The 20,399-nt window shown below is 47.6% G+C and carries 17 protein-coding genes; all 17 read left to right on the forward strand.

Annotated features, from left to right (window positions below; genetic code table 11):
* The 17 genes from hisG to trxB all read left to right on the forward strand — a co-directional run bounded on the left by hisG (position 1) and on the right by trxB (position 20,385).
* Complete coding sequence (gene hisG / locus AC4E8D_RS00770; protein WP_339306416.1) at positions 1-660, forward strand: ATP phosphoribosyltransferase; 660 nt, start codon at positions 1-3, stop codon at positions 658-660.
* A gap of 133 nt (positions 661-793) precedes the next feature.
* Positions 794-2,098 carry a histidinol dehydrogenase gene (gene hisD / locus AC4E8D_RS00775; RefSeq protein WP_339306418.1) on the forward strand — a complete coding sequence of 435 codons (1,305 nt, stop codon included), beginning with the start codon at positions 794-796 and terminating at the stop codon, positions 2,096-2,098.
* A complete protein-coding gene (gene hisB / locus AC4E8D_RS00780; protein WP_260632859.1) occupies positions 2,091-2,720 on the forward strand; it encodes an imidazoleglycerol-phosphate dehydratase HisB in 630 nt (209 codons plus the stop codon). The genes hisD and hisB overlap by 8 nt, the downstream gene beginning before the upstream one ends.
* Before the next feature lie 3 nt (positions 2,721-2,723).
* Entirely contained in the window at positions 2,724-3,350 is a 627-nt protein-coding gene (gene hisH / locus AC4E8D_RS00785; protein WP_221822475.1) for an imidazole glycerol phosphate synthase subunit HisH, read from the forward strand.
* 62 nt (positions 3,351-3,412) lie between these two features.
* Positions 3,413-4,147 (forward strand): 1-(5-phosphoribosyl)-5-[(5-phosphoribosylamino)methylideneamino]imidazole-4-carboxamide isomerase, encoded by a 735-nt coding sequence (gene hisA / locus AC4E8D_RS00790; protein ID WP_339181104.1) that lies wholly within the window; start codon positions 3,413-3,415, stop codon positions 4,145-4,147.
* A 30-nt stretch (positions 4,148-4,177) separates the two neighbouring features.
* Positions 4,178-4,939 carry an imidazole glycerol phosphate synthase subunit HisF gene (gene hisF / locus AC4E8D_RS00795; protein ID WP_221822472.1) on the forward strand — a complete coding sequence of 254 codons (762 nt, stop codon included), beginning with the start codon at positions 4,178-4,180 and terminating at the stop codon, positions 4,937-4,939.
* Entirely contained in the window at positions 4,932-5,666 is a 735-nt protein-coding gene (hisIE, locus tag AC4E8D_RS00800) for a bifunctional phosphoribosyl-AMP cyclohydrolase/phosphoribosyl-ATP diphosphatase HisIE (RefSeq protein WP_397376272.1), read from the forward strand. Before hisF ends, hisIE begins: the two co-directional genes overlap by 8 nt.
* A 12-nt stretch (positions 5,667-5,678) precedes the next feature.
* Positions 5,679-6,503 carry a histidinol-phosphatase HisJ gene (hisJ, locus tag AC4E8D_RS00805; RefSeq protein ID WP_074092958.1) on the forward strand — a complete coding sequence of 275 codons (825 nt, stop codon included), beginning with the start codon at positions 5,679-5,681 and terminating at the stop codon, positions 6,501-6,503.
* Between the two features lie 264 nt (positions 6,504-6,767).
* Complete coding sequence (locus AC4E8D_RS00810; RefSeq protein WP_036616184.1) at positions 6,768-7,715, forward strand: ribose-phosphate diphosphokinase; 948 nt, start codon at positions 6,768-6,770, stop codon at positions 7,713-7,715.
* A 315-nt stretch (positions 7,716-8,030) separates the two neighbouring features.
* Positions 8,031-10,232 (forward strand): helix-turn-helix domain-containing protein, encoded by a 2,202-nt coding sequence (locus AC4E8D_RS00815; RefSeq protein WP_313771477.1) that lies wholly within the window; start codon positions 8,031-8,033, stop codon positions 10,230-10,232.
* A gap of 447 nt (positions 10,233-10,679) precedes the next feature.
* Complete coding sequence (locus tag AC4E8D_RS00820; RefSeq protein ID WP_221822465.1) at positions 10,680-12,269, forward strand: extracellular solute-binding protein; 1,590 nt, start codon at positions 10,680-10,682, stop codon at positions 12,267-12,269.
* 123 nt (positions 12,270-12,392) lie between these two features.
* Positions 12,393-13,292, forward strand: a complete 900-nt coding sequence (locus tag AC4E8D_RS00825; RefSeq protein WP_221822461.1) for an ABC transporter permease — start codon at positions 12,393-12,395, stop codon at positions 13,290-13,292.
* A 70-nt stretch (positions 13,293-13,362) separates the two neighbouring features.
* A complete protein-coding gene (locus tag AC4E8D_RS00830; RefSeq protein WP_076216878.1) occupies positions 13,363-14,235 on the forward strand; it encodes a carbohydrate ABC transporter permease in 873 nt (290 codons plus the stop codon).
* Between the two features lie 58 nt (positions 14,236-14,293).
* Entirely contained in the window at positions 14,294-15,244 is a 951-nt protein-coding gene (locus tag AC4E8D_RS00835) for a sugar phosphate isomerase/epimerase family protein (RefSeq protein WP_221822458.1), read from the forward strand.
* A 264-nt stretch (positions 15,245-15,508) separates the two neighbouring features.
* Positions 15,509-17,260 (forward strand): hypothetical protein, encoded by a 1,752-nt coding sequence (locus AC4E8D_RS00840; protein WP_339306422.1) that lies wholly within the window; start codon positions 15,509-15,511, stop codon positions 17,258-17,260.
* Between the two features lie 258 nt (positions 17,261-17,518).
* A complete protein-coding gene (locus tag AC4E8D_RS00845) occupies positions 17,519-19,252 on the forward strand; it encodes a tetratricopeptide repeat protein (protein WP_221822454.1) in 1,734 nt (577 codons plus the stop codon).
* 173 nt (positions 19,253-19,425) lie between these two features.
* Positions 19,426-20,385, forward strand: coding sequence for a thioredoxin-disulfide reductase (gene trxB / locus AC4E8D_RS00850; protein WP_091012024.1), 960 nt, complete (start codon positions 19,426-19,428; stop codon positions 20,383-20,385).
* Positions 20,386-20,399 lie beyond the last annotated feature (14 nt).

The following is a 20,399-nucleotide window of genomic DNA, read 5'->3' on the forward strand; positions in this document are numbered from 1 at the left end:
ATGTCGGATATTCTGAAGGTGGCCATGCCGAAGGGCCGAATCTATAAAAAAGCCTCCAAATTGTTTCGTGAAGCGGGGCTGGATATTCCAGAAGACGTGGACGATACACGCAGATTGGTCATCGAAGTACCGGAAGCGGGAATGGAATTCATTATGGCTAAGCCAGTAGATGTTCCAACGTATGTGGAGTACGGTGTTGCCGATATCGGAGTTGTTGGTAAAGATGTGCTGCTGGAGGAAGATCGGGACGTGTACGAACTGTTGAATCTGGGAATCGCCCAGTGCCGTATGTCTGTGATCGGACTCCCCGACTGGAAGCCAGGCATACAGCAACGTGTTGCAACGAAGTATCCAAGGATTGCTTCACAGTATTTTCGGGAGCAGGGGCAGCAGGTCGAGGTGATCAAGCTGAATGGTTCCATTGAGCTTGCGCCTTTGATTGGTCTGGCAGACCGGATCGTCGATCTGGTGGAGACAGGTCAGACGCTGCGCGAGAACGGACTGGTGGAGATGACAGGCATTCTGGACATCACTAGCCGTCTTATCGCCAATCGGGTAAGTTATCGGATGAAAAATGCACGAATCCAGGCTTTGTGTGATGCACTTCAACAGGTCATTCCGGCATCGAATGAGATTTCTGCGGGAAGCTTTCGGGGATGAAGTACTGCGTTGGAAACATAGATGAGAAACATACAAAGCAGAAGCAGAAGCAAAATTAAGAGTAAGAGACAAAATAAAGAAGCAAATCGGCCACAAGAAGGCAGGTATTACAGAGGATGAGGAGGTTGTACGTATGAAAATTGTACCTGCACGGGAGTTTGATCTGAAGCGGGAAGTGGAGTATGGCACGCCGGAGCAAAATGAGACGGTACGGCGCATTGTCAGCGACATTCGCCGTGAGGGTGATGCGGCCCTGCTGCGTTACACAGAGCAGCTGGACCGCACAAAGCTGACGGCCGCGGATTTGCGCGTGCCGCAGGAAGAGCTGCAGGCGGCTTATGCAGCCGTGGAGCCATCCTTTGTGACGGCGATTCGGCAAGCCGCCGCCAACATTCGTGCGTTTCACGAGAAACAGAAACGCAACTCGTGGATGGATTGGCAGCCGGACGGCAGCCTGCTGGGCCAGGTCATCCGACCGCTGAAGCGAGTCGGGGTCTATGTACCTGGCGGCAAAGCAGCATATCCATCGTCTGTGCTGATGAATGTGATTCCGGCACAGGTGGCAGGTGTGCCGGAGATTGTTCTTGTGACGCCGCCGTCAACGAACGGTGGCGAAGGTATAAACCCGTACATTCTCGTTGCTGCTGCGGAAGCAGGCGTGAGCGAGATGTACCGGGTTGGCGGCGCTCAAGCTATCGCCGCCTTGGCTTACGGCACGGAGAGTATTGCACCGGTCGACAAGATCTGTGGACCGGGCAATATTTACGTGGCGCTCGCGAAGCGCGAGGTGTACGGTGCGGTCGATATCGACAGTATCGCCGGGCCGAGTGAAATTGTGGTGCTCGCCGATGATACGGCGAATCCGGTGTATGTCGCCGCCGACCTGTTGTCGCAGGCGGAACATGACGAGATGGCATCGGCCATTCTCGTCACGAATTCGGCCACGCTGGCGGAAGCCGTGCAGGGCGAAGTGCAGCGGCAGCTTGAAGTGCTGCCGCGGCGGGATATCGCTGCTTCATCCGTGGAGCAGTATGGCGCTATTATTGTGGTTGATTCCATCGATGAGGGAATCGACGTGGTGAACCGGCTTGCACCGGAGCATCTGGAGATCATGGTGCAGGAGCCGATGGCTTATGCTGGCCGGATCGAAAATGCCGGTGCGATCTTCCTCGGCCCGTACAGCTCGGAGCCGGTAGGGGATTATTTTGCAGGACCCAATCACATTATACCGACCAATGGCACTGCGCGATTCAGTTCGCCAGTGGACGTGGATGATTTTATCAAGAAATCGAGTCTGATTTATTATAGTAAAGAAGCGCTGCTGAAGAACGGAGCGGCTATTATAGAGTTGGCCCGCCATGAGGGTCTTGAAGGGCATGCCCGTGCAATTGCTGTACGGTTAGAACAGGAAGGAAAGGCGGAATCGGACAATGGATAAGCAAAATAATGGTGTGGAACTTGAAACCAAAGGTGCAGTGCGCCAAGCAGAGGTTGACCGCAAAACAAATGAGACCAATATTCAATTGGCCTTTAATGTAGATGGAACAGGACAATCCACGATTGAAACGGATGTACCTTTCCTGAACCATATGCTGGATCTGTTCACGAAGCACGGACAATTCGACCTGAACGTGCAGGCCCGTGGAGATATTGATATCGACGATCATCACACGGTTGAAGACATCGGAATCTGTCTGGGACAGACGTTACGAGAAGCGTTGGGTGACAAACGCGGAATTAAGCGTTACGCCAGTGTTTTTGTACCGATGGACGAGGCACTCGCTCAGGTCATTATTGATGTGAGCAACCGGCCTCACTTTGAATATCGTGCAGAATACCCTTCCCAACAGGTAGGCAGTTTCTCCACGGAACTGGTACATGAATTCCTGTGGAAATTGGCGCTGGAAGCTCGGATTACGTTACATGTCATTGTGCACTATGGTCAGAACACCCACCACATGATTGAAGCGATCTTTAAAGCATTGGGACGTGCACTGGATGAAGCAACGATGATTGATCCACGTGTAACAGGTGTGCCTTCCACGAAGGGAGTGCTGTAGACGATGGCGATTGCAATTGTCGATTACGGTATGGGTAACCTGCACAGCGTCGGCAAAGCGGTCGAACGTCTTGGCTACGAAGCGCTGGTCACGGGTGACCGGGAAGAGATTCTTGGCGCAGATGGTGTCATTCTGCCAGGCGTAGGTGCTTTTGGTGATGCGATGGTTCATCTGCGGGAGAGTGGATTGGATACGGTGGTGAAGGAAGCCGCTGCCGGGTCCAAGCCACTGCTCGGTATCTGTCTGGGCATGCAATTGTTGTTCAGCTCAAGTGAAGAGCATGGCGAGCATGAAGGACTGGATATTTTGCCAGGTAAAGTGGTGCGATTCGCACCAGGAGAGCTGAAGGTTCCTCATATGGGATGGAACCGTTTGGAATTCCTGCACGCGGAAAATCCGCTATTTAAGGGGCTTGAGGCAGGTCACGTCTATTTTGTCCATTCCTATCATGCGCTTACTGAAAACAGGGACGATCTGCTGGCAGTAACGGATTATGGACATCCGGTGACAGCCATTGTAGGCAGAGGATCCAACTTCGGCATGCAATTCCACCCGGAGAAAAGTGGAGAGCTTGGTATGAAGCTGCTCGGCAACTTTTTGGCTCTGACAGGATCACCTGTACAAAGGTAAAATATCATCTCTTCTTAACTATAGAAAGCGTACAAATCTAATTCATATTCAGGAGGCCTTGTATGTCATCTTTTATCCTATATCCGGCGATTGATATCCGGGACGGCAAATGTGTAAGACTGGTGCAGGGAGATTATAATCAGGAGACCGTGTATAACGATGACCCGGTTCAAGTGGCTCTATCCTGGGAGAAGCAAGGCGGTACATACGTTCATCTGGTGGATCTGGATGGTGCGAAAGCAGGGCGCCCTGTTAACGATGAGCTGATCGGGCGGATTGCCTCGGCTGTGAACGTACCTGTTCAGGTGGGCGGCGGACTTCGTACGGTAGCTGATGTAGAACGTTTGCTGGGTCTGGGTGTTAGCCGGCTGATCATTGGAACAGCAGCGATTGAGGATCGTGCATTTACAGAGGAAGTACTGGGACGTTACGGTGACAAAGTGGCAATTGGCATCGACGCTCGTAATGGTTACGTGGCAACCCGCGGATGGCTTGAAACATCGGAAGTACAAGCAGAGGTACTCGCGAAGGAATTGGCGGCATATGGGGCAGAAACGTTTATCTTTACGGATATTTCCCGTGATGGCATGATGCAGGGTCCTAATGTGGAAGCGATTGTATCTCTAGCCAAGACAAGCGGACGGACGGTTATTGCTTCCGGCGGTGTGAGTGTAATGGATGATCTGCTTCGTCTGAGTCGCCACGCGGATGATGGTGTTGGTGGAGCAATCGTGGGTAAAGCACTGTATACGGGAAGCATCGATCTGTCTGAAGCAGTACGTGCGGTAAATAAGTAAGAGATATTCGGATAGAGAGGAAGAGGTAACATGCTGGCAAAAAGAATCATCCCCTGTCTGGACGTGAAGGACGGACGGGTCGTCAAAGGCGTCAACTTCGTTAATCTCCGCGATGCGGGTGATCCGGTAGAGCTGGCGGCACTATATGACCGCGAGGGCGCGGATGAATTGGTGTTTCTCGATATCTCCGCTTCAGTGGAAGGCCGCGAAACGATGGAAGAAGTCGTGCGGCAGACAGCGGGCGAGATTGCAATTCCCTTTACAGTAGGCGGTGGCATCTCCAAGGTAGAGGACATGAAGCGGATTCTCCGTGCGGGAGCGGATAAAATTGCAGTGAATACAGCCGCGGTACTTAATCCGCAGTTGATTGCCGATGGTGCACGTCGCTTTGGCTCGCAGTGTATCGTGGTAGCGATCGATGCCAAGTATAACGAAGCTTGGGGCGAGTGGGAAGTCTATACCCATGGTGGACGGAAACCCTCCGGGATCAAGGCACTGGAATGGGTTAAAAAGGCTGAGAGCTTGGGCGCGGGGGAGATTCTTCTCACCAGTATGGACGCGGACGGAACAAAAGACGGCTTTGATCTGAAGCTGACGGCAGCGGTATCCGAATCTGTGCGTATTCCAGTCATCGCATCGGGCGGTGCGGGCAAGGAATCTCATTTCTATGATGTATTTACCACAGGCAAAGCGGACGCAGGGCTGGCCGCAACGATTTTCCATTACAAAGAAATCGCCGTACCGGCGTTAAAACAACATTTGAGAGAACAAGGGGTGGAGATCCGTGACTAAAGTGAGCGATGAAATCAAGGAACAGCTATCCTTGGAGCAGGTTGTGGAACACATTCGTTGGAGTGACGGATTGGTTCCTGCCATTGTGCAGGATATGGATACTCGGGAAGTCTTAATGATGGCTTATATGAATCGCGAATCTCTGAAGTTGTCGCTAGAATCCGGTGAGACGTGGTTCTGGTCACGCTCGCGTCAGGAGTTGTGGCATAAAGGGGCAACATCTGGCAACGTGCAGACGATTACTTCCCTAAAATATGATTGTGACGGTGATACCTTGTTGGTTGAGGTGAAACCGAACGGTCCGGCTTGCCATACAGGGGCGGTAACTTGTTTCCATAATGAAATCATTGGTTTGCCAGAGAAATCGGCAGACAAGGCTTCGGATGAAGCGGGTGCGGCATCTGCTTCTGCAAGTTCCGGTTCCGAAAGTCGCTTTGAGGTATTGGCTGAACTGGAATCCGTTATTGCAGAGCGTGAACGTGAGCGTCCTGAGGGTGCATATACAACGTATCTCTTTGATAAAGGTGTAGACAAAATACTGAAAAAAATCGGTGAAGAAGCGTCCGAGACAATCATCGCCGCCAAAAATAAAGATAATGACGAGCTTCGTCTGGAAGTCAGTGACCTGATGTATCACCTGCTCGTCCTGTTACAAGAGCGCAAGCTGCCGCTGGACGACATTATGTCAGAGCTGAGCCGCCGTCATGAACGGCCTCGCCGCGATTAGGAGGCGAGTTTCGTGCGTATAGACTATCATACACACCATGAGCGGTGTGGACATGCCGTTGGCAAACTGGAAGAGTACGTGCAGCGTGGTGTGGAGATCGGACTCTCCCAGATTGGATTGTCCGATCACATGCCATTGTTGCATGTCGATCCGGCTCAATATTATCCGGAAATGGCGATGCCTATGGATGAACTGCCGCGTTACGTGGAGGAGTGTTTCTCCCTGAAAGAACGTTACCGCGGGCAGATTGACGTACGTGTTGGTCTGGAAGGTGACTATATTGAAGGCTGGGAAACAGAGATCCGTGCAATCATTGAGCGTTATCCATGGGATTATGTGATTGGCTCTGTTCATTTCCTCGGGGAATGGGACATTACGGATTTCCGCCAGACCCATCACTGGGAGGGCAAAGACATCCTTGAGGTATATCGTCAGTACTACGATGCCGTAAGCAAAGCAGCCGCCACGGGCATGTACGATATTATGGGTCATACGGATGTCATTAAACGGTTTGGTTTTGTTCCTTCAACAGAGCAGACAGAAGAACGTATCTCACTGGAGAACGCAGCGCTGCAGGCTATTGCCAAAAGTGGCTGCGCCATGGAGCTGAATGCCTCCGGGTTATCGAAGCCTTGTGCCGAGATGTTCCCTAGTCGCAGAATGCTGACGGAAGCCATTCGCTTGGGTATTCCATTAACCATGGGCTCTGATGCACATGACCCAATGAAGCTGGGCGATTATTTGCCTGAAGCTGAAGCACTTTTACATGAGTTGGGCTGTACGGAAGTCGCTGTTTTCGAAGGCCGTCATCGCTCGTTCATTCCTTTAAATGTATAAGCCATTAGAGTATAATGAGGGTAGGAAATAACCTTTTAGAGGTAGTTCAAAAAGTCCGCCTTTGATTACGAAGGATGCCTAATGGCATCTTCAGCATCGAAGCTGGAATTCAGCCGAAATGTCCGTTGCTCACGTAGTTTTGCCTACGCTCCGCTACTCCATTTCTAGCTTTATCCCATCTTCTCGGTACTGAAATCCGGTCTTTTTGAACAATCGCTTTTAGATAAGGGATTATATAGGGATTTCAACCCTCGGGAGGGCATTATGCAGCATTCGTTACGTATTTTTTCCGGTTCATCGAACCCTAAGCTGGCAGAACAGGTATGTGACAAGCTGGGTGTACAACTGGGCAAGATCAAGCTGTCCAGGTTCAAGAGCGGAGAAATATACGTTCATTATGAAGAAACGATCCGTAATTGTGATGTGTTTCTGGTACAGTCGTTGTCTCATCCGATCAATGAGCTGTTTGTCGAGTTGCTTGTGATGATTGATGCCGCAAAGAGGGCTTCCGCACGCACTGTGAACATCATTGTTCCTTATTATGGTTATGCTCGTCAAGAGCGTAAATCCGCTCCACGGGAACCAATCTCGGCCAAGATGGTAGCAGATGTATTAACGACAGCTGGCGCCAATCGAGTAGTAACAATCGATTTGCACGCAGCGGCCATTCAGGGATTCTTCAACATTCCGGTTGACCATATGACATCACTGGATCTAATTAGTGATTATTTGTTAAGCAAAGGAATTGAGAACCCTGTTGTAGTCTCCCCTGATGCGGGACGAGCATCGATGGCAGAGAAGCTGGCGAACCGTCTGGATTCTCCATTTGCCATTATGATCAAGAAACGTCCAAGCCATAATGAATCGGTGATTACCCATGTCATTGGTGATGTAGAAGGGCGGACACCTATTATTATTGAGGATCTGATCGACACCGGAACAACCATTCTGAATGTTGTGGAAGGGTTGAAGGAACGTGGCTCCAAAAATGTATATGTATGTGCAACACACGGATTGTTCTCCGATGGGGCAGTGAGTAAATTGAATCACCCGTCAATTGAAGAGGTGGTCGTTACGGACTCGATCGCACTGCCAGATGACCACCCCGAATGCTTCAAAGTGTTACCTGTTGCACCAATGCTGGCCCGCGCCGTACGCATTATTGTGGATGGTGGCTCTATGGCCACATTGTTTAAAGATTCTGGCATTTAGAGCATCGAGGATATAACGGTGTGCTGCCAGATGAACTGTCCCGTGTCTGAGTTGTTGTCTGCTCAGCACGGTTTTTTTTGTTTTGGCTCTTTGAATTCAATTCTTGCTTTGCTGCTCAGAGGCTTGTGCTATAATAACATAAAATCAGTTATGATAGCGTTATCATATAGTATTCAGCCTCTAAGGCGAGATGGATGCTGAACAGTAGAACCACGGCTGAGAACATTGGCATCGTGGAGTGAGGAGTGGGGTCTATTGTCTCGTAATTGGTACTACCGGTTATTGTTTTCGTATTTCCCAATTTTTTTTCTTACGGTGACCATACTCATTTTCATCGCGTTTGTATTCATCAATGACATCTCTAAAGAAGAAACAAAAAAAGCAGACCGGATCTCCTCCAGTTATATGATCGACACAGTGGATCGCACAATCAGGGATATTGAACTATCCATTCTGGAGACGGTACAGAGTCAGCAGGCATACAAACTCTATTTTAATAACACAAACCTAACTAGCTCGGACACGGTGTATGCAATTGCGCAGAATTTACGTGAGCTATCCAATTCGTCCTCATGGATTCAGTCCATCTATCTATATGACAAGCGAAATGAACATGTTCTGACTGTAAGTGGTTCCAAAGAAGCAGAAAGTTACTCGGATAACGCATGGATTGATCAAATGGTTAACGGGTCTATAGGTTCGGGCTGGCAGCCGGTTCGGGAATTTGATGCGGATTCTGTCCAACGTACTCCTATTCGCGTATTAACCGTGAACAAGGACATGCCTTTGCCTTTTGGCTCGCAGGGCACATTGGTCATTAATATCAAGATGAGCAGCATTGAACAGAGTGTAGATAGTATGGTTAATGGTCAGCTCTCATTCCTGACGATTACGGATCGGGACGGTAAGGTTGTGTATAATGCACACTCGGACCAAGAGGGCTCGATAGACGGTCAGGAACTGAATAGGCTATCGCTAGAAAGACTGGGCTGGACAATATCCAGTGGAATTAAGGCCGGCAACTTATTTGGCTGGGTATCTGTTATATCTTATGTATGGGTAATCATTGCTATTGTGACTGTTATCTGTGCAATTGTATATATCGTGTACATTACTCGCCGTAACTATAAACCCATTCAGATCATCATGAACCGTATTGAGTCTCATCAGATTCGGGCGTTTGAACACTCAGGTGCTCGCACGGATGAGATGAAGATGATTGACGGTGTGCTTGAGAATCTGATTAATCATATGATGGATTATGACAAAAAAAGCAGGGAAAATGTACTCATGCAGCGCAGCAAGTTGTTCAATGCCCTGTTGCATGGTGAACACATGGAAAATGCAGCAGAGCAATTAAAAGAGCTCTCACCACTGAATGAAGTGCGTGACTCGTCGCGTTTTGTCGTTGTTGTTGGAGAGATTAACCGTTATGAGAAGGGATTTCAGGAGAGATACACGAGAGGCGAACAAAATACGCTGAAGTTTGCCTTGATGAACGTTTTGCAAGAGCTGTCACGTAATACGGGAGTCCAATGCTGGACGGAATGGATTAGTGTAGATCGAATTGCAATCCTTTTTGTGTTCAAAGAACAGAATGATAACAACATGGATATGTCTGGGCAGATTCTTGTTGTAGCTGAGGAATGCAAATCTTGGGTAGAACAAAATCTACGCATTTCCTTAAGCTTTGGCATTGGACCTATCGCTCAGGGAATCGGTACAATACGAGATTCCTATGCAGCTGCAGAAGCGGTAATGCAGCGTAAACTGTTGATGAATGGAGATGTCGGCCAAGCCGACTGCGGTGAAACACAGCATCCTTTGCTGGATACCTATACCTATCTGCAGATGATTGCGGACTTTGTTAAGCGATTCCGGATGTCGAGTGGACAGTGGCGGGAACAGTTGGAGGAGATCTTTACGGCATTTGAACAGAACAAACTGCCGGATGATGAGATTCGTTCTCTGATTCAGGCCATGTTACAGATGCTTAGCCGAGAAGTGGCCATGATGTCGGAAGGACTCCAGGAAGAGCTGTCCGAAGAAAACATCAACAGATGGTTGAGTGCTGTGGAAGAGGCAGTGACGCTTACCGATGTGAAAAGTCTTTTGTTTGATGGTCTGACGGACTTGTTCAGAACGTATGTAGCGGTAACGGAAACCAAGAGTTACAAAGCCATGGTTAATGAAATGAAAAATTATATCGAAGAACAGTTTGCAAATCCTGATCTTTCATTGAAACATCTGAGCGATCGATTCCAGATTACGGGCAAACATGCGAGTTATTTGTTCAAGACAGAATTCAACATGAAGTTTGTTGATTTTGTTACAGAGCTGCGCATGAAGGAGACGGAGCAGCTTCTGCTCAATACCGATTACTCTTTGCAGGATATTGCCCTGAAGGTTGGGTATGCAAATGGAATTACGTTGGGACGTGTATTTAAGCGGGTAACGGGTATTACACCAGGAGATTATCGTCGTTTGAAACGTGAACATCGAGAACCCGAAGAGTAACGCAAAAGTGAACATATTCTGAGAATTGTACATCAGGATAACACAGGGTGAATTTCATGCAGTCACTTTCCACTTAGGAGAGAGGTTTGCAGAGGTTCGCCCTGTTTTCGTTGAACAGTTCTCTGCTGCCCGAGATCGGATGCAACTGTTTTCGCAGGATAGCAAGCTAATATTCCTGTTTTTTTCCCGTTTACGAATATAGGCAGTGTGTGAAAATGGTTTATCCGACTTGGGACAGGCATTTCCAGGTCGTGAGGCGTTGAGAGCAATTACAGCCTAGAGCGGCACAGCTTCGGGAAAATAATCAGTCTGAGAAAATGGGCTTAATGCATAAACTAAATTCCGTTTGTAAGCGCTTCCGAAATTGGTTTATTGCTAGAGTTCGGAAAGATGTGGAATACTCGGAGCAAGCCTTAACATTCACGCAAAGTAAAAGGGGATGACAAAATGATTGGAAAAGCAACCAAGGGGAGTAAGAAGAAATGGATGGGTCTGGCACTTACGATGGTAATGGGAGTGTCCTTACTTGCAGGGTGCTCGTCTGCATCAGAAAAAGAATCAGCAGAAGGCGGGGCAACAACTAATGGTGAGCGTGTTACTTTGAAAGTGGAGGTTTTCGATCGTGGTAACAGTCCTTCTCCACATACGATCACGAACAACTATTTAACTAAATTTGTTCAAGAGAAATTCGGCGATCCGAATAACATTGATGTGCAATTCGTACCTGTTCAACGTTCAGAAGAAACAACCAAGCTCAACGTGTTAATGGCCAGCCCAAGCGACGTTCCAGATATTGTGTTTGTATACGACTCCAGTGTGTTCTACCGTTATGCTCAGCAAGGTGGTCTAACTGAAGTAGGTGAACTGCTTAATGAACATGCACCTAACTTAAAAGAATATCTCGGCGAAGACCTGTTGAGATTCGGTCAGCTTGAAGGTCAGCAATTCGCTATTCCGGGTAAACGTGCCATTACTTCCCGCTACAATTCTTATATTCGTCAGGATTGGCTAGACAAAGTCGGCATGAAGGCTCCAACGACAACGGATGAGCTGTACGAAACGCTGAAAGCATTCAAAGAGAAAGATCCGGGCAATCTGGGCAGCAAAAACATCCCAATGGGTATGGCACTTGCCCCAGCGCAGTACGAAACATTGATTTACTCCTTTATCAAACCCGTACAAGATGGGCTTACGTACAGTCAGCGTTACGAACTACCATTGCATGATGGCTTCAAAGATGCGATGCAGTTCCTTAACAAACTTTACAATGAAGGTCTGATCAGCAAAGACTTCAGTCTGGATGAAGAAAAAACGCAATTGGTCAAAGACTTCCAGAACGGTAATATTGGCTACATGTCTGAGGACGTAGGTCAGATTCTGTATGCAGATGGTATGCTTGATAATTTGCAAAAGAATGTACCGGATAGCAAAGTTGTAGCAGTTGACGCTTACACCAATTCGAATGTGGACAACAAACACATCAAATCACGTTATGGCAGCAATGGTATGTACATCATGATTCCGAAAAGCAGCAAACGTTCGGTTGAAGCAGTGAAATACCTAGACTGGATGGCTTCTGGAACGAACTTGCTGGAGATGAACACCGGTGTCGAAGGTGAAAATTACGATATGGTTGATGGTGTTCCAGTTGTTAAAGATGATGCACCACAGGATGTCAAAGATCGTATCTACAACGGTGGTGACATGGCCATTATTGCCAACGGTAAAGTTGTTGGAGATCAGGCAGCCAATGAAGCCGCATGGATTGCAGGCTTCCCAGAGCGTAACCAAGAGCTGATGAGACAGTCCATTGATATCGCTAATACGGATACGATTGGCCCGGTTATCTTCAGCAAACCAATTGAATCAGAATCTAAATATGGTACAGCGCTAAATGATAAGTTGAAAGTGCTTATTGTGAAAACTGCGATGGCTAAACCGGCAGACTTCGAAGCTGTATATGAAAAAGAAATGAATGATTTCATGTCACTCGGTGGAACAGAACTGAAGAAAGAACTTGAAGCAGCACTTCAGTAAGCGTTAAACAGATTCATCTTGTGATTACTAAATCAATATGTAATTTACCGCATAACTTTGGAAGGAACGTGTGCCGCCAGTATGGCGGCACAGCCGTTTCTCTGTTGATAGGAGGAAACCGACTTGACCATCACATACTTGAAAAGGTATTGGCAATTATATGCGCTCATCTCACTGCCTCTGATCTACTTCTTGATCTTTCGTTACGGCCCAATGTACGGGGTTCAGATCGCTTTTAAGGATTTCAACTTGTTTCAGGGCATCAACGGGAGTGAGTGGATCGGTTTCGATGCTTTCCGTGAAGTATTTGGAATGAGGGACTTCTACACCACATTGCGAAACACCTTTATGCTAAATTTCCTCGACCTGCTTGTTTCGTTCCCTGCTCCAATTTTATTGGCCATCATGCTCTATGAAGTTCGATTCAAATGGTTCAAAAAAATATCGCAAACGATTCTGTACATTCCTCACTTTATCTCCTGGGTTATCATCGGGGGAATTGTATACCAATTGTTCGGTAATCAATCCGGTATGGTTAACGGTGTACTGGAGAGTATGGGCTTTAATTCGATACCATTTTTGACAGAGAAAAATCCATGGCTTGTGACGTACCTATTCACAGGTGTCTGGCAAAGTGCAGGGTGGGGAACCATTCTATATCTGGCCGCATTAACCGGCGTCAACAAGGAATTGTTTGAAGCAGCTGAGATCGATGGAGCATCGCGGCTGAAGAGAATCTGGCACATAACGCTGCCAAGTATCAAACCAACCATCGTGACCTTGCTCATTCTTAATCTCGGACATATGGTCAGCATTGGCTTTGATCGACCTTATATTATCGGTAACACAGCGGTACGTGAATATTCTGATGTACTTAGTACCTTTGTATACAGGGTCGGCCTTGAATCAGGACAATACACGCTTGCAACTGTCGTAGGACTATTCCAGGCTGTTGTAGGGCTAATCTTTGTACTTGGCTCTAACTATATTTCAAAAAAGGCAACCGGCGAAGGCATCTTATAAGTTATCAAAGCATGAAAGATACGCCAATCGGCTTGTATGTATAGACCATCAGTAAAGGAGCTGTGCGCATATGAGTGAACGCACCTCAAATCGGATTTTTGATATCGTTAATATCTCCTTTATCAGTTTGTTTGTTATATTCTGTCTGGCTCCATTTTTACACACCATTGCGATATCTCTAAGTTCTAACCGGGCTATTACTTCGGGAGAAGTGACCATTTTTCCTAAAGAATTTAACTGGGATGCGTATATTCAAGTATTCTCTGATCAATCTATGCTCTACTCATTGGGCTTTACGTCTGTGTTGACAGTGGCTACTACAGTGTTGTGTATGTTATTCACACTTGCTGCTGCATACCCGCTAACCAAGAAAAAATTAAAAGGGCGCAAGCTCTTTATGTATGTCATCATCATTACGATGTTTTTCAGTGGCGGGATGATCCCCGAGTATTTGCTCATTCGTGATCTAAACATGCTCAATTCAGTCTGGGCACTGATCTTGCCAGGACTGGTTAGTCCATTTAACCTCATTATCCTGATCTCATTTTTCAGAGGCATTCCTGAAAGTCTGGAAGAATCAGCAGAAATTGACGGCAGCTCGCATGTACACACGCTATTCAAAATCATACTGCCATTATCCATGCCTGTACTTGCCACATTAGCGCTATTCTATGCGGTTGGTCGCTGGAATGGATTCCAAGATTCACTTTTGTATATTAATGATCCAAAGTTGTATCCACTACAACTGAAGCTCTTCCAAATGGTTCAAAACAATATGGTGAGTGAGCTTACATTAATGGAAGGTGCTAACCGCACACCACTGACTCCGGAAAGTCTCAAGGCAGCAACAGTGGTATTCGCAACTGTACCGATTCTACTCGTCTATCCGTGGCTGCAAAAGTATTTTGTCAGTGGTGCGATGCTTGGCGCGGTAAAAGGTTGAGTTAAGGCTGGTGCAAGAGTTATAGCCATTTCGCCAGAGGGAAGGAGAAGGAAAACAGATGCAGCACATAGATAAGGGTATATATTCGTTCTCCACATGCTGGAATATCCGAAAACATGATGTCGGGGAAGCCATGATTCGGGAGATTGCCGAACTTGGCTTTCGCCAGGTCGAACTCAACTATAACGTAACGAAGGAAATGCTCACGACGATTGAGCCCATGATTGAACGCGGAGACATCGGTATCTCCAGTGTCCATAATACGTTTCCACATGACCCTGATCCCGATTATGGTACGGATTCAGTCCTGCTTGGATTCAAGGATGAGGTTAAACGTCAGCGCGCAATAGAGTTACTTGTTGAGTCGGCAGAATGTGCCCATCGTTATGGTGCTAAAGCTGTAGTCGTACACCCTGGGGAAGTACCTTTTCCTGAGGATATCAGCAAAGATCTTGGAAAGCTCTATCACGAGGAAGGTCCGGATTCCCCGAAGTATCAAAGCAAATGGGCAGAACTGATGGAACGGCGGGAGGCACTCAGCTCTGATTATGTACAAAAGATTATTGTTAGCCTGGATGAGGTCTGTAATCGAGCTGCAGCCAAAGGTCTGGATGTTCGTTTCGGAATCGAGACAAGATCCAGACCACAACAGATTCCTACCCTGGCCGAAGCGAAGACCATCATCACGGCCCTTAAAGGGGCTCCAGTTGGTATCTGGTACGATACCGGTCATGCCATCATGATGGATCGACTGGGCCTCTATGACAGTGTAGGGGAAATGCAGGGCCTGATGGATGATATCGTTGGTGTTCATATTCATGAGACACTGGGTCTCTCTGACCACTGGTGCCCTTATGTACACAGTAAGGACATGAATTTCTATGATGCCTATCTGCCTATGATTCGCCGGGCACAGGTGAAGGTATACGAGTTAAAGTCTGCCTGTAAGCCAGAAGAGATCCACGAGAGTCATGACTTGCTTATGAAGAAGCTTGGATTGGCAGAGTAGCAGAATAGGAGCCGTGAAGTTAGGAACATTCTGCGTGTTAAAAACGTGTGTTGAACGGCGGTTTTCTCGGTGATGAAAATCACATGAAGTTTGGTGAAACAAGAACGGAATTCTAGCGACTTTTGTAAAAATATGATAAATACAGACGAGAAAAAATGAACTCACGTTACGGGCGGTATGGGAAGCAGCTCCCGGTCTGAATCGAAGAGCTGAAGCAACATACTTTGCACATCGGGAGAATGCATTGGTATGGAGGGACTGCACATGTACAAACAACTGGTGGACAGTAATGACAGAGCGGTAGAAAGAGGCATAACCCGGCAAATGCTTGATCCGGAAAGCCGTTACTATGGAGGGACAATTGATCCCTTCACAGGTGTTGCCTGGGTCAACCATACGACAGGAACGCCCACGGATATGTGTTACTGGGGAGCTGCGATCTCCAATCCGGACTCCGTCTATTACCGGGATGAGGCATTGTTAAATCGACTGCTGTTAGCTACGGAATATGTACTTCGCTTCCAGCATGAAGACGGCTCAATATCACCTGGCTGGACCAATTACCATTCCCCTCCGGATACTGCATTTGTCGTTGTAGGGTATTCGCAGTTGTATCAGCTTCTTCTGCAACAGGAATGGGAGCCGCTGCAACCTGTATTGGACAATATGAGGCTGTTTCTGGAACGGACAATCCCAACCATGCTAACGGGAGGCTGTCATACGCCAAATCATCGCTGGGTGCTATGCGCGGCGCTTGGTTTCCTGCATGAACTATTTGATCTGGAGGAAGCTGTGCAGCGCGCAGAGCAGTGGATGGATGAAGGCATGGATATTACACCCGATGGAGAGTGGACGGAGCGGAGCAATGGGATATACAGCGCTGTTAGCGACATCATGTTAATTCATGCAGCGCGTCTGCTCAATCGTCCTGAACTGCTTGAACCGGTGAGGCTCAATCTTCGCATGATGGTGTACCTTGTGCATCCTACAGGTGAGATTGTTACGGACTATTCAGGTCGACAGGATCTGGGCAGTGTTCATGATCTGTCACCTTACTATCTGCCGTATGCCATTCTGGCGCGGTTGGACGGTGATCCACTCTTTGCTGGCATGGCAGCCTGGGCGGGAGATACATTAACAGATCCGGGAGTTTGCTCAGTGAATACGCTCATTCGGTTGATGCTTGAGCCTGAGCTTCAGCAGACAATTGAGGCACCTGATGCATTACCGGAACAGTATGAGGTCATGCTGAATGAACATTTTCTCCGGGGAGAATATCTGGAGCAGATGGATTTAATAGGACATCACGGACGTATCTCTCACAGTCGGATGCATACGGATTTTGGTGCTCCGGTAGCTCGAATTCGGGATGGCGCTACTAGTGTGACTGTGATGACAGAAGTTCCTTCTTTCTTCGCACTTCGTCATGGCAAGGTGCGCCTGCTGGCTGTGCAACTGGCTTCTTACTTTAATCCAGGGTATGTACCTATGCAGCAAATGACGAGGTTGTCCGAAGGGTATCGACTAACTGGTGAGCAGAAAAAAGGTTACTACGGCCCAATCCCTGCAAACCTGCTGCCAGAATCGGCTGCATCAGCCATCAGTCCATGGTACTTGTTACCTCATCAGAGTCGTCAGCTTACTCATGAGCAGACCTTCCGTGTAGGAGCAGAATTACTGCCAACTGAAAACGGATGGAGCATGCATCTATCTGGACAGGAACCGGCGGACATCATGATGCAGTTATCCTTTGTATTCGGAAGCGAAGGTGAGCTGATCTGTGAAGACTCGATTGAAACGAGTGAGGGTCATTATTTGTGGAAAGGCGGTACATTACGCTATACCTGCGGAGAAGACTGGCTGGAGATCACCGGGGGCGAACTGGGTCATCTGGCGGCAACGGTACGTGAGGCAAAACTGCCGGACAAATGCAAGGTTGTGCTGGTCAATTTCATGACGCCTTTTTATAAGACCCTTCATATTTCACTTTCACCTTCGATGGCGTTGAAAAATTAAAGCGATTGATACTCTATTCTTCGGATGTTAACAAAGTCTATCGTTTTAGTTGATCTAATGCAGTTTCAATTGATGTAGTTACCTGAGTATTATCTGTTTACAAAAAATAAAGATGGCATTTCATCCGTGTATGATGGAATGTCGTCTTTATTTGCATTTTTTTCATAAACGACATGAAACTACATATTGAGAAGTGGGCCTTAAGATGTGGTATACTGAAGAGTATGAATGAAATGCAAAGAGGAGGTGCCTTGGAAGATGAAGGGCAAGCTAGTGCGGGCTGAGGGACACCTTGCCAATATTATACCGATTCACTTGGATGCTTCTTTCTTCTTTGAAAGAGCTGTCCGCTCGCTGGACCGAAATCATGTCGACAAGGCATTAAAATATTTTCGCAAAGCTGTTGAATACGAACCGGAAAATCCGGTAAATCATTGCAATATGGCGGGTATATTATCGGAGAAGGGGGATTACGAAGCCTCCAATGCCATTCTGGCTAACGTGCTGGAAGTGGTAGATCCGTCAATGACGGAATGCTATTTTTATATGGCGAACAATTATGCAAATATGGATCGGTTTGAGGAAGCCGAGCAAGCACTTGTTACCTATCTGGAGGAGGACACCCAAGGTCAGTTCATGACGGAAGCCGAAGAGATGATGGAGCTTCTGTACTATGAGCTGGATCGTCCGACCAAACTGAATCGAATCAAATCACGCAAAGGTGTAGTGGAGCACGATCAGGCACGGGAACTGCTGGAAGAAGGGAAATTTGCACAGGCTGCTGAATTGCTCGAAGGCATGTCTTCTGATTATCCTGATTACTTGGCTGCCCGTAACAATCTGGCACTCGCCTACTATTATATGGGCCTGTTTCCCAAAGCAAAAGAGACCATTGCCGAAGTGCTTGAACAGGAACCAGGTAATCTGCATGCACTCTGTAATCTGGCCATTTTCCATCAAAATGAGAACCGGGCTGATCAAGTGCTGCTTCTGATCAAAAAATTGCGGGTCATCGTGCCATTTCAGCACGAACAAGTCTACAAACTGGCGACAACAATGGGAATTCTGGGCCAACACGATACGGCTTATGTTCACTTCCGGCGTTTGCTCAAGGACGAAGAGACAGCTGCTGATCCGGCACTTGCTCACTATGCAGCCGTGGCGGCTTATAATACAGAACGGTACGATGCTGCTGAGCGTTTATGGCATCATGTGTCCAAGCTTGATCCGGGTTCCGAAGTATCCCGGTATTATCTGTCAGGTCTTAAGGCTGTAAGACAAGGCGAGCAAGAGCCAGAGAAGCTGAGTTATCACTATCATCTGCCATTTGATGAGCAGTTCAGACAGTGGGAGAACTATGGTAGTGGCATACCTGAAGAAATGAAAAATGATCCACTGATTCGCTCATCTTTCTTCTGGGCATTGCGTCATGGTGATCGGGCAACCAAGCTACAGGTAATTCATGCGCTTGGGATGATCGGTGACTATGAGGTGCAACAGGCTCTGCAATCCTTTATTGAAGAGCCAGGAGAAGAACAGGATCTGCTTGAGGCAGCACAAGCTGTACTGAACGGATTGAAATCGGCTGAACAAGAGGATCGGAATTCTCAGGTGGTTCGTCCCTTTTCTCCTGTAGCCTTGAAGTCTATTGGGAAGGTTCAATCCACTTCAGAGCAATCGGACAATGGATCAACCTCCCATTGGCAGGCTGTTGTTGATCGTGCGTTACAGATGTCTGAAGCCAAGGCTGAGTTGCAGCAAGAGATGGAACGGCTCTGGACGGATTATGTATCCCGGGTACATCCGGAGGTTCCAGGTACGAAGCAGATTGAGGGTTGGGCTGCAGGACTGGAATATTTGGCAGCGAAGAATCACAGACGGCCCGTTACCTATCAAAGCATTGCTGAGCGGTATGGGATATCGGCATCAACGGTTAGCAAGTATGCTAAACAGATTCATTCGGTTTGTAACAGCAAGCCACCACTTGTATAGAAAAAGTTCGCTTTAACTCGTTTTCAGAAAGACATCATCAGGTGAAGGATACAACAACCGGGAAAACGGGTAAACTTAACGAATGGGCCTCGTAAACGCCTGTAGGATATCATCTTGGCAAGTTCATCGCTAGTACAACACATTCTCACCTTAATTAAGGAGGCTGTATCTATATGTCTAAATACAGAACGATTGTGATCGGAACGGGACCTGCGGGTCTGACAGCAGCGATATATCTGGCTCGTGCTAATCTGAAACCACTGGTTATCGAAGGTCTTCAGCCGGGTGGTCAATTGACGACGACAACGGAAGTTGAGAATTTCCCCGGTTTCCCGCAAGGTATCATGGGTCCGGAACTGATGGACAACATGCGTAAGCAAGCTGAACGTTTTGGAGCAGAATTCAAAAACGGTTGGGTAGAAGAGGTTGATTTCAGCAAACCACCCTTCAAGGTAAAAGTTGGAGGAATTGGTGAACTGGAAGCTGAATCGATCATTATCTCCACAGGTGCTTCCGCTCGTTATCTCGGTATTCCGGGTGAGCAGGAAAATGTGGGACGTGGTGTAAGTACATGCGCGACATGTGACGGCTTCTTCTTCCGAGGCAAAAAAATCGTGGTCGTGGGCGGCGGAGACTCCGCGATGGAGGAGGCGAGTTTCCTGACTCGTTTTGCAACAGACGTGACATTGGTTCACCGCCGGGATGAATTGCGTGCATCCAAGATTATGCAGGATCGGGCTCGCAGCAATGAAAAGGTGAAGTGGGCGCTGAACCGTACTCCACTCGAGGTCGTACCAGAAGCTTTGGGTGTCAAAGGACTGAAGGTGCGCAACAACGAAACGGGGCAGGAAGAGTTGCTCGAAGCAGATGGTGTATTCGTTGCCATTGGTCACACACCGAATACAGGATTCCTTGGGAATGCGATCACTCTGGACGAACATGGCTATGTTGTCGTTAAACCGGGAACAACGGAGACCAATATTCCGGGTGTATTCGCCTGTGGTGATGTTCAAGATACGAAGTATCGTCAAGCTATTACAGCTGCAGGATCAGGATGTATGGCCGCGATGGATTGTGAGAAGTTCCTTGAAGGAAGCATTGTTCATGATTGGAGCGAAACGTTGGATAAATAAGCATTACATGCTTG

Source organism: Paenibacillus sp. SRL342, assembly GCF_984798905.1.

Bases quoted from the DNA above. Each gene is read 5' to 3' on its own strand.
- hisG (WP_339306416.1), top strand. From the start codon at position 1: ATGTCGGATATTCTGAAGGTGGCCATGCCGAAGGGCCGAATCTATAAA.
- hisD (WP_339306418.1), top strand. From the start codon at position 794: ATGAAAATTGTACCTGCACGGGAGTTTGATCTGAAGCGGGAAGTGGAG.
- hisB (WP_260632859.1), top strand. From the start codon at position 2,091: ATGGATAAGCAAAATAATGGTGTGGAACTTGAAACCAAAGGTGCAGTG.
- hisH (WP_221822475.1), top strand. From the start codon at position 2,724: ATGGCGATTGCAATTGTCGATTACGGTATGGGTAACCTGCACAGCGTC.
- hisA (WP_339181104.1), top strand. From the start codon at position 3,413: ATGTCATCTTTTATCCTATATCCGGCGATTGATATCCGGGACGGCAAA.
- hisF (WP_221822472.1), top strand. From the start codon at position 4,178: ATGCTGGCAAAAAGAATCATCCCCTGTCTGGACGTGAAGGACGGACGG.
- AC4E8D_RS00810 (WP_036616184.1), top strand. From the start codon at position 6,768: ATGCAGCATTCGTTACGTATTTTTTCCGGTTCATCGAACCCTAAGCTG.
- AC4E8D_RS00820 (WP_221822465.1), top strand. From the start codon at position 10,680: ATGATTGGAAAAGCAACCAAGGGGAGTAAGAAGAAATGGATGGGTCTG.
- AC4E8D_RS00830 (WP_076216878.1), top strand. From the start codon at position 13,363: ATGAGTGAACGCACCTCAAATCGGATTTTTGATATCGTTAATATCTCC.
- AC4E8D_RS00835 (WP_221822458.1), top strand. From the start codon at position 14,294: ATGCAGCACATAGATAAGGGTATATATTCGTTCTCCACATGCTGGAAT.
- AC4E8D_RS00840 (WP_339306422.1), top strand. From the start codon at position 15,509: ATGTACAAACAACTGGTGGACAGTAATGACAGAGCGGTAGAAAGAGGC.
- AC4E8D_RS00845 (WP_221822454.1), top strand. From the start codon at position 17,519: ATGAAGGGCAAGCTAGTGCGGGCTGAGGGACACCTTGCCAATATTATA.
- trxB (WP_091012024.1), top strand. From the start codon at position 19,426: ATGTCTAAATACAGAACGATTGTGATCGGAACGGGACCTGCGGGTCTG.